3 protein-coding genes are annotated in these 2,013 nt (G+C 68.4%); 1 reads left to right on the forward strand and 2 read right to left on the reverse strand.

Translation table 11 applies throughout. The annotated features are described in order from the left end of the window. On the forward strand, positions 1–213 hold a 213-nt coding region (locus tag HY703_08270; GenBank protein ID MBI4545174.1), incomplete at its 5' end, for a hypothetical protein. Between the two features lie 68 nt (positions 214–281). Here the strand turns inward: HY703_08270 and HY703_08275 are convergent. Both HY703_08275 and HY703_08280 read right to left on the reverse strand, forming a co-directional pair. Further along, positions 282–992 (reverse strand): DUF305 domain-containing protein, encoded by a 711-nt coding sequence (locus tag HY703_08275; GenBank protein ID MBI4545175.1) that lies wholly within the window; start codon positions 990–992, stop codon positions 282–284. A 192-nt stretch (positions 993–1,184) separates the two neighbouring features. After that, on the reverse strand, positions 1,185–1,709 hold the full coding sequence (locus HY703_08280; protein MBI4545176.1) for a hypothetical protein: 525 nt from the start codon (positions 1,707–1,709) through the stop codon (positions 1,185–1,187). Positions 1,710–2,013: the final 304 nt, after the last annotated feature.

Genomic DNA, 2,013 nt, shown 5'->3' on the forward strand with positions numbered 1-2,013 from the left:
CAGGAGGCCTGGGCCGCATCCAGCCACCCCGCGCCCAGTCCGATCCGCCGGTCGGGGGTGGGCGCCGAGGTGGACAGGTCGCTGGTCGCCGGGCTGGCAGCACTGGCCGACCCGGCCGAAGACGACGACGTGGCGCACGCCGCGACGTACAGCGCGCCGATCACGGGTAGCACGCCGCAGAGCGCGGCAGCGGTCCGTCGCGCGCCCGGATAGCGAAGGGACGAATAGGATTTCACGTTGGCGAACCCGGTTCAGGTGTAAGGGCGAATGCGGCGCAAGTGTCAGGAACCAGGCGACGAGGGCGGCGACGGATCCCGGCGCGCGCTGCCGGAGGTCAGCGCGTCCAGCATCTGCTGCATGCGCTCGATCTCTGCGGTCTGGTCCGCGAGCACGTCGGAGCCGAACCGGAAGACGGTCTCGTCCTGCGCCGCGCCGTACGAGTTGAAGAGCTGCTCGACCATGGTGAGCGCGCCCTCGTGGTGGCGGATCATGAAGGTGAGGAAGAGCCGGTCGAACTCCGGGCCGCGCGCACTGTCCAGTTGTGCCAGCTCCTCGGCGCTCAACATGCCGGGCATCAGCACTTCGTGCTCCGCGCCGTGCATCCGCACGGTCAGGCGCGTGGCATCCGCGTCAGGAACCATCTGGTCCCGGTCCCGCAGCCAGCTCCGCATGAGCTCGATCTCGTCGCGCTGCGCCACTATGATCCGTTCGCACAGGAGGCGCACCTGGGCGCTGGCGCCGTGCGTGGCCGCCCAGCCAGCAACCAGCACGGCCTGCGCGTGATGCGGGATCATGCCCGTCATGAAGTGCACGTCCGCCGCGCTGTAGGGCCGCGGGCCGGCGACGGCGCCGGCCCGGCCGGCCGGCGGAGACGAGGCCGGCGCGCCGAGGGCCGGCTGAACAGGGCCGCGCACCGTCGTGCCGCCGCAGCCCGCGCTGGCCGCGGCCGCAATCAGTGCTGCGGCGAGGATTGGCGTGAACGATGTTTTCATTCCACCTGTGATCCAGCAGGTGCGGCCCCAGTATAGCACCTGGCGGCAAGCTGTTCCAGCGGGCCCTTACACTCTTTGAGTTCCGAAGTATCCCGCTGTGGTCTAGGTCCTGTTCCCTGCCCCCGCCGGGCGCCGATTCCGGCGCACCCCGCGCTCGCTGCTTGCCTGCGGGCCGGGGCACGCCCTGCACCCCTACCTGCCCCAGGGCTGAATCGTTAGCTGCAGCCCGATCAGTCTGGTGGATAGCTCCTCAGCCCCCGACACTCGAAGATACAGCTCGGGGCCGAACGCCGGGCCGGCAGCAAGACGCGCGAGGAAGCCGGCGGCCACGCCCAGGGCGAGGGAGGTCTCGGTTTCGCTCACGACCTGCGTGCCCGACCAGGACCGGTGCACCAGCCCAACACTGGGACGCAGGAACCCCTTTCTGCTCGAACCCAGACGGATGTCCGGACCGGCCAGAACGTAGAACGCGGTGTACGCCTCGTCGATCAAGGGGTTCTCGGCCTTGAAGAACTGGCCGTTGACCTCGAGCGCGAAATCCGTCCGCCTGCCCCGGAGCATGGCGAACTGTGCACTGGCAATGAGACCCTGGTCCATGCCCGTACGTCCGCCGACTTCCGTGGAGGCGATGCCGACTCCCGCGCCCAGCCGCACGGCCCGGCCCCTCGATGGCTCCTGCGCCTCGAGCACAGTGGTGGACAGCAGAACTGCCTGCACAACCGCCCACACCCCGACCATGCGACCAGGGAGGTGAGAACTTAGCCAGATTCTGTTGGAAACACAGGTTCTTGTCACCCGTAAGCAGTACATCGAAGCGTTCCTGAGGCAGGGTAAGGAGGTCCCCGTTATCCAGCCCGGCCCAGCCCGCCTCCTGAAACGTCGCGATCTCAAAGCCTGCGAGGACTCGCGCGCCCACTGCAGCTTCGCCAGGATCGTATCCTCCGGGCTCGACACCTTGATCCTCACCCCGAAAACCTCCTCCTCCACCTTCCGCCGAAAACGCGAGCGGTCGAATGGCTCA

This window comes from Gemmatimonadota bacterium, from assembly GCA_016209965.1.
Taxonomy (GTDB): Bacteria; Gemmatimonadota; Gemmatimonadetes; order Longimicrobiales; family RSA9; genus JACQVE01.

Excerpts from the sequence above, each read along its gene's own strand:
- HY703_08275 (MBI4545175.1), bottom strand. The coding sequence starts at position 992 with ATGAAAACATCGTTCACGCCAATCCTCGCCGCAGCACTGATTGCGGCC.